The following is a 7,307-nucleotide window of genomic DNA, read 5'->3' as shown; positions in this document are numbered from 1 at the left end:
GGGTGGAGCAGCCCGGTAGCTCGTCAGGCTCATAACCTGAAGGTCACAGGTTCAAATCCTGTCCCCGCAACCATCTTCGACGACACTCCAAGCCTCGTAGCGAAAGCCACGGGGCTGTGGTCGTTTCTGGCCTATTTCCTTTCCCGCCCGCTCAGCCATTCGAAGATGGCGCCAAACTCCCCTTGGAGCGTCATATGCACTTCGCCGCGCTTCGCGCCGGGCGTTCGTGTTACCCGCTTGATAAGCCCGCGGATGGCGTCTGCGGCTTCGTCGCGGTATGCCGGGCTGTTTTCAGTGCCTCTGGCAGCCGCTCGACCTTCATGGCGTAGTATCCCGGCGATGTTAGGGTGAATGTCGGGTGTGTCGGCATGGGCGTCCGCCATTGCCGCCTTGAACATCTTCTCCTCAGATTCAAGGTCGAAAAGGCGGTCCATGAGCGTTTCGCTGTAGCGTCCGTTTTCGATGGCATCGACGATGTCTGCCTTACCCTTGTTGATCTTGGCCAACTTGGACTCCGTTGCGGAGCGTTCGGCACACTGTGCGTGATGGAGGCGGTTGGTTTACTCGGCGAAGCTGCTATTTTTGATGATAAGGTAAAATTCTAAGTTACTAGTATGCATCATTTTTTTTGCAAAATCGATTTGATCGATGTCGATATAATTAAAAATGATATTCGATCGATTAGGTCATTTTCTCATAGCGAAGATAAATATGAAAATGGTCTGATGACGCAAAATACGCATTTCCTCATGAAGGGTATTTGGGAACGCACGATGCTTTGTTCGCTAAAACGACACAGCGAGCGGTCGGTATCTGGTTAATTCCTAACATTGGCATATCATAATGGTTCCGAGTTCTCAGCGGGCCTTGGCGAGCAACGGCGTCATGCGCTTGGCGGCGAGGGGGGGGAGTTTCACGGTGCGGGCGGCGCCCAAATTGGCTGAGGGACCCTTGCCGACCTGGATCAGCGCGACCATCCCCATCGACGTATGCGGCTTGCACTCGATGCCGTAGATACCGGGCTTGTCGACCTTGATCGACATCTCCTGGTTTGGCTTGCCGATCACCGGCGCGACGCCCGCAGGCAACATCGCCGCAATGGTTTGCGCGCTGTGGCTCTTGTCGGTGGGGACGAACTTGACGGTGTCGCCGGGCATAGCCTGGATGAAGGCGGGCTCGAACACCATCGCGCCGGCCGCGCCTTGGTTCTTCATCTGGACGATCACGTCCTTGGCGAATGCAGGCGTCGTGGCGAAAGTTGCGGCCATGGCAATGCCGGCGATGAGGTAGTTACGCATGTCGGTACTCCTGGGGATGATTGCGGGATATCAGGACGGGGTTTCGGCCCTCGTCGATGACATGGTCTGCTGAACCGGCGTAGCGATCGGCACGCCGTAGCTTTTCAGGATGCGCGCGATTTCGGGACTTTCGCGCGCGAGTACCGCGTCGACCTCGCCAAGCAACACCTTGTCCTTGCGGCGGACCCCCATCGAAATGTCGAAGACCATTGGCCATTGACCGTCGTCGTTTACTGGCGTGACCTGTTCGATCCGCAGCGGCGTTTTGGCGCGCGCAGCGAAATAGCCTGCCAGTGGACCCCAGACGACACCGACGTCGATCGTGCCCGCCGCCACCGCATCGATGATCGCAGCAGGCGGGTTGGGCTTGGCATAGTCGCCGTACAGCATGAAGCCACGGACGTTCTGCGTCATGCCGCGGCGTGCCATCGCGTGCGCCGGCGGCGTATTCATCGCGTCGTCGCCGACCATCTGGATTCCGACAGTCGACTTGGCGAGCCGTGGATCGTCGAACGAAAGCGCGCCGAGCGGACGATCGGCCTTGCTGAGGAAGACGTAGCTCGATCGATAATAGGGCCGCGTCGTCGCGACCATGTCGACCCCGGTCGCGACGCCGGGCCAGAGATCGCATTTCTCCTCGTTCAGCGTACTACGGACATAGCCGCGCCGCTGCGCCCACCAGACATAGCTGACGTCGGCGTTCAGGTCCTTCGCTACCAGCGCGGCGATCTTGTTCTCAAACCCTTCGCCGGCCTTGTTCGAGAAGGGCAGGTTGTTGGGATCGGCGCACACGACGAGTGTGCGACGCGCCGTCGCCTGTGGTGGCGATTGGGCTTGAGAGGGGAGGGGGCTGGCGGTGGACAATCCCGATGCCATCAGCAGCGCGAGCAATGACATCATTCGAATTCCACCGACTCCGGAACAGGCGCGGGCGACTGCGACGGGGTGTTGTTCTTCGCAGCCGCCAGCGTTTCGGGCAGCGACATCGAACGGACATACGCCGCGATCTTCCACATCTGGTCATCGGTCAGCTTGCCCTTCCACGACGGCATGCCGGCAGGGCGTCCTTCGACCAAAGTGGCATGGATATCTTCGAGGCGGCCGCCATAGATCCATTCGGTGTCGAGGAACCCCGGCCCCATGCCGCCGCCACCGTTCGAATGGCAGCCGCTGCAATTGTGCGCCTTGTACAGCGCCATACCCTCCAGCACGACCTGCTGGTTATTGAGATATGGCCGGACGCGGGGATCGATCGGGCCGGTCGCAGCCTTGGCGACGGACGCGCCTGCCGTATTGCCGATGGCAGCGTTGGATGCGGACGCGTTGGCGGTTTCGGTCGACGGCGACCCGCAACCTGCGAGCAGCAACGCCGCCGAGATGCCGGCTGTCTTAGCGAGGAAGCGAGAAGACATACAGGGTCCCTCCAGCCTTGGTGTGCTTGGGAAGATCGGACATCGCGTTGACCATGCCGAGCGCGGCGGTGCCGTCGCGCGGGTCGACCGGGCCCGACACCACGGCGCCTGCCCATCCGCCGACGCCTGACAGCACGGCGATGTACTGATGTCCGTCGGGACCGCGATAGCTGATCGGCTGACTGACGATCCCGCTGTCGGTCTTGAACCGCCAGAGTTCCTTGCCGGTACGCGCGTCGACACCCTTGAACCAACCCTCCATCGTTCCGTAGAAAACGATGTCGCTCGCGGTGGTCACGGTCGCCGACCAGATCGGGAATTTCTCCTGGATCGTCCAGGCAGGCTTGCGCCGCACCGGATCCCAAGCGGAAAGCTGGCCGCGATAGCCGCCAGGGCCCGGTTTCATGTGCAGTTCGGCGCCAACATAGGGCGTGCCGGAAATGTAATTCACCTGCATGCTCTTCCAATCCATGCACAAATTCTCGTGCGGGATGTAGAGCAGCCCGGTGCGCGGGCTGAACGAACTGGGGTTCCAGTCCTTCGCGCCGGATGCGGTCGGGCAGATGTTGGTGACGGTCTTGCCGGGTTTCGTCTCCTTGTCGGGATTGACCACGAGACGGCCGGTCTTCAGGTCGACGCCCTTGCTCGAATTGATTGGGCCGAACGCGTCCGCCGACAGCACCTGGCCGGTGATCCGGTCGATCACATAGAGATAGCCGTTGCGATCGGGGCGAACCAAGACCTTCCGCATCTTGCCGCCAAACGGCATGTCGAGGAGGATCTGCTCGTTGACGCCGTCATAGTCGTGCTGGTCGTGCGGCGAGAGTCCGTAATACCATTTGGCGGCGCCCGTGGCGGGGTTGCGCGCAAAGATGCCCGAGGTCCATTTATTGTCGCCCGGCCGTTGTTCGGCATTCCAGGGGCCGGGATTGCCGGTGCCCCCATAGAGTTGGTTGAGCTCGGGATCGAAGGTGAACCATCCCCAGCCGGTCGCGCCGCCGATCTTCCACGCGTCGGTCGGCCAAGTCGAGACGCCGAGATCCTTGCCGCGATCGGAGGCATAGAAGGGTTTGAACGACGGTCCAATCAGCACGTCCTTGTCGGGCCCCGTGCCGAATGCCTTCCAGACCTGTTTGCCGGTCTTCTCGTCGAGCGCGATCATCCAGCCGCGGACGCCCATCTCGCCGCCCGAATTACCGACATAGACCCGGCCTTGCGCGACCAGCGGGGCCATTGTCATCGTCTCGCCCGTGTTGACGTTGCCCAGTTGAGTCTTCCACGCGACCTTGCCCGTCGCGGCGTTCAGCGCGATCGTCTGGCCGTCGAGCGTGTTGAAGATGTAGCGCCCGTTGCTGAACGTGCCCCCTCGGTTGACCACATCGCAACACGCCACGCCCTGTGCGGCGGGCTTCACGTCCGGGATATAGCTCCATTTAAGCTTTGGTTTCGCGCCCTTCAGGTCGAACGCATAAACGATGTTGGGAAACGCCGTGACGACGTACATCACGCCGTTCGCGACGATCGGTGCCGCCTCCTGGCCCTTTGCCACTTCGAGCGGGAAGGTGAAGGTCGGCTTCAGTTGTGCGATGTTGGCGGCAGTGATCTCGGTCATTGCCGAATAGCGCGTCGATGCGTAATTCTTCGACGGCATCCGCCATTCGCCGTCGTCCTTCGGCGCATTTGCGATATTGGCCGACGTGCGCCCCGCTTCGGGCGTTGGTGGTGCGATGGCCCGTCCGAGACTGGCCTTCGAAAAGACTTCGGCGGCGGGAACCGGCGTTGGCATAGTCTGGCCGGACACCGTGGCGCCGCCGGCGAACAGGGTGCCGCCGCTTGCGATCGTGGCCGCTAGGAGAAATCGCCTGGTCATCGGTCATCCACTCCACATGATGCCAGCGTCTCGTTGCGGACGCATGCCGACCGATCGGAGCGCGGTGCCCATTCCGGCAGGCCCCCCATTATTGGGGTGGCTTGATTGTGCCATGGTACGATCGAACTGCCCTGGGGAGGCTGAGTCTTTCGACCTGACCGGCTATGCTTAGGACAGCGCGGAACACCAACATAGAGCAAATCAGCACAAAACCGGGTTTTATACCCGATCTTCAATTAATTCAGTTTTGCAATTCTGCATCAATCCTTTTCCTCGATATTCCGGGATTTGTCCGATACGATCGAACCAGCTCAGTAAATCGGTACATTCAAATTATTCGTTCGATCCAGCATTGGAGTTGAAGGCCGGATGCGTATCGCCATTACCAAGGTCTTTACAGCGGCTTCGATCCTGTCGGGTGGATCACTCGCGGTAAGGGAAGCGTCGGCCCAAAACATGCTGGCGTCGCAACCTGTACCGGCAGATGCTTCCGATATGGCGCCGGCAACTCTCCCGGCGATCGTCGTGACGGCGCCCGGCGGCGAGATCGATGAGGACGAGGCGGCTATCCTGACCGCGTCGGACATCAATCGCATCGGCACGCCCGACGTGCTCGCGAGCCTTGCCCGCAACTTGCCTGGCTTGTCGCTATCGGATGCGCAGAACAACCCGTGGCAGCCCAATCTGGTATATCGCGGCTTCACCGCGTCGCCGTTGCAGGGCACCGCGCAAGGGTTGGCGACGTATCTCGACGGCGCGCGCTTCAACCAATCGTTCGGTGACACGGTCGACTTCGATCTCCTGCCTGCGGCGGCGATCGAGACGGTGACGATCAAATCCGCCAACCCGGTCTACGGCCTCAACGCGCTCGGCGGCGCAGTCATCTTCGCCACGAAGACCGGGCGTACCGCGCCGGGGCTGAGGGTGAGCGGCGCCGGCGGGCGCTACGGACGCGCGGAAGCCAATGTCGAAGCCGGCTGGGCAGGCGAGCATGCCAGTGCCTATATCGCGGTGTCCGAAAATCACGACGGTGGCTGGCGGCTCTTCTCGCCGTCGACGCTGTATAACGGCTTTGCGGATATCGGCTGGGATGCAGCGCGTGCAGGCCTGCATATAAAGGCGATCGGCGCGGACACGAACCTGACGGGTAACGGCACGTCCCCCGTCGAATTGCTGGCGGTGAGCCGCCGCGCGGTGTTCACGCATCCTGACAACACACGCAACCGCTACGCCCGAGTCAGCGCACACCCATGGGCTGCCCTCGGCGATACCACACGGATCGAGGCGAGCGTGTATTTCCAGCGGCTGCGGCAGGCGACGCTGAACGGCGATGCTGCCGATATCGAGGGCTGCGACGACGACGATGATGCCGGGCTACTTTGCCTTGAGACCGCCAGCGGCGACGCCACCCGGTTGATCGGCGCGGACGGAAACGCGGTCGCCGAAACCCTCGAAAACGGCAGTTACGGCGTGCTGAACCGCAGCAGCACGCGGACCAACACCGCGGGGCTATTGGTGCAGATGACCGATCGCCGCGCGGTGCCTGCGGGCGAGAACGTGCTGACGATCGGCGTCAGCCACGATCGTAGCAGGACCGAGTTTCGATCGAGCACGGAACTCGGGCAACTGACCGACGAACGCAGCGTCGACGGGCTGGGAACGATCGTCACTCAACCCGATGGCGCGATCGCACCGGTCTCTCTCAAGGCGCGGACCCGCTACTCCGGGGTGTTCCTTGCCGATACGCTACCGCTGCTGCGCGGGCTGAAGGCCGAAATTGGGTTGCGGTGGAACGACGCGCGGATCCTGCTCGATGACCGGATCGGTACCGTGCTCGACGGGCGGCACCGCTTCAGCCGGCTAAACCCCGGCATTGAGTTCGATTATGCGGTAACGGACGCGGTTTCGGTGCGCGCGGGCTATGCCGAGACGAACCGCAACCCGACACCCGCCGAACTCTCCTGCGCAGATGAAACTGCGCCGTGCAGCCTCACCAATTTCTTCGTTGCCGATCCACCGCTTCGACAGGTCGTTGCCAAGACCTGGGAGGCGGGGCTGTCTGGGAACACCGGACTTTCCGGTTGGCGTCTGCAATGGAGCCTTTCGGGATACCGCGCGAACAACCACGACGACATCCAGTTCATCGCCTCCGCGATCCGCGGCCGCGCCTATTTCCAGAATGTCGGCGCGACGCGGCGGCAGGGGGTGGAGGTCGACCTTTCCGCCCGTCGCGGGGATTGGCTGTTCCATGCCGGATACGCGCTGACCGATGCGACCTTCCGCACGCCGCTGATACTCGCCAGTCCCGATAATCCGTCCGCCGATGGCGACGGACAGATCGCGGTACGTCCGGGCGATCGGCTTCCCGGGATACCGCAGCATCGCGGTGTGATCACGATCGATTATACCGGCCGCGGGTTTTCGCTCGGCGGGGACATGCAGGCGCAGAGCGGGCAGGTCCTGGTCGGCGATGAGGGCAATGTCCAACCGTCTACCCGCGCATTCGCCGTCTTTGCAGTCCGCGGCAGCGTTGCACTCAGCGGGCCGCTCACATTGTTCGCCTCGATCTCGAACCTGTTCGACAAGGATATCGCGACGTTTGGTGCGTTCGGCGAAACCACCGAGGTGGACCTGGTGGAAGCGCCCGGCGCCAGCGACCCGCGCAGCCTGGGACCGGGCGCGCCGAGGCGCTGGATGGCTGGCCTGCGCGCGACGTTCTAGGCCTTG

At 62.2% G+C, this 7,307-nt stretch carries 6 protein-coding genes; 1 reads left to right on the top strand and 5 read right to left on the bottom strand.

Features of this window, described 5'->3' with window-relative positions; translation table 11 throughout:
• Positions 1-131 precede the first annotated feature (131 nt).
• From IFR23_RS09700 to IFR23_RS09680, 5 genes are all read right to left on the bottom strand, one after another.
• On the bottom strand, positions 132-506 hold the full coding sequence (locus tag IFR23_RS09700; protein WP_192975677.1) for a hypothetical protein: 375 nt from the start codon (positions 504-506) through the stop codon (positions 132-134).
• A 351-nt stretch (positions 507-857) separates the two neighbouring features.
• The gene (locus IFR23_RS09695) at positions 858-1,298 is read right to left on the bottom strand and encodes a pseudoazurin (RefSeq protein ID WP_192975676.1); all 441 of its coding nucleotides are present in this window, start codon (positions 1,296-1,298) and stop codon (positions 858-860) included.
• Positions 1,299-1,328: 30 nt separating this feature from the next.
• Positions 1,329-2,198 (bottom strand): quinoprotein dehydrogenase-associated putative ABC transporter substrate-binding protein, encoded by an 870-nt coding sequence (locus IFR23_RS09690; protein ID WP_192975675.1) that lies wholly within the window; start codon positions 2,196-2,198, stop codon positions 1,329-1,331.
• The gene (locus tag IFR23_RS20020) at positions 2,195-2,710 is read right to left on the bottom strand and encodes a c-type cytochrome (RefSeq protein ID WP_197978363.1); all 516 of its coding nucleotides are present in this window, start codon (positions 2,708-2,710) and stop codon (positions 2,195-2,197) included. The genes IFR23_RS09690 and IFR23_RS20020 overlap by 4 nt, the downstream gene beginning before the upstream one ends.
• Positions 2,688-4,580 (bottom strand): PQQ-dependent dehydrogenase, methanol/ethanol family, encoded by a 1,893-nt coding sequence (locus IFR23_RS09680; RefSeq protein WP_197978362.1) that lies wholly within the window; start codon positions 4,578-4,580, stop codon positions 2,688-2,690. Before IFR23_RS09680 ends, IFR23_RS20020 begins: the two co-directional genes overlap by 23 nt.
• Before the next feature lie 495 nt (positions 4,581-5,075).
• Here IFR23_RS09680 and IFR23_RS09675 point away from each other — a divergent pair, with 495 nt between their 5' ends.
• On the top strand, positions 5,076-7,301 hold the full coding sequence (locus IFR23_RS09675) for a TonB-dependent receptor (RefSeq protein WP_192975674.1): 2,226 nt from the start codon (positions 5,076-5,078) through the stop codon (positions 7,299-7,301).
• The last annotated feature ends 6 nt before the right edge of the window (positions 7,302-7,307 follow it).

This window comes from Sphingomonas sp. CFBP 13603 (genome assembly GCF_014892665.1).
Classification (GTDB): Bacteria; Pseudomonadota; Alphaproteobacteria; order Sphingomonadales; family Sphingomonadaceae; genus Sphingomonas.
This window is presented reverse-complemented; position numbering and strand designations above follow the sequence as displayed.

Bases quoted from the DNA above. Each gene is read 5' to 3' on its own strand.
- IFR23_RS09695 (WP_192975676.1), bottom strand. From the start codon at position 1,298: ATGCGTAACTACCTCATCGCCGGCATTGCCATGGCCGCAACTTTCGCC.
- IFR23_RS09690 (WP_192975675.1), bottom strand. From the start codon at position 2,198: ATGATGTCATTGCTCGCGCTGCTGATGGCATCGGGATTGTCCACCGCC.
- IFR23_RS09680 (WP_197978362.1), bottom strand. From the start codon at position 4,580: ATGACCAGGCGATTTCTCCTAGCGGCCACGATCGCAAGCGGCGGCACC.
- IFR23_RS09675 (WP_192975674.1), top strand. From the start codon at position 5,076: ATGGCGCCGGCAACTCTCCCGGCGATCGTCGTGACGGCGCCCGGCGGC.
- IFR23_RS20020 (WP_197978363.1), bottom strand. From the start codon at position 2,710: ATGTCTTCTCGCTTCCTCGCTAAGACAGCCGGCATCTCGGCGGCGTTG.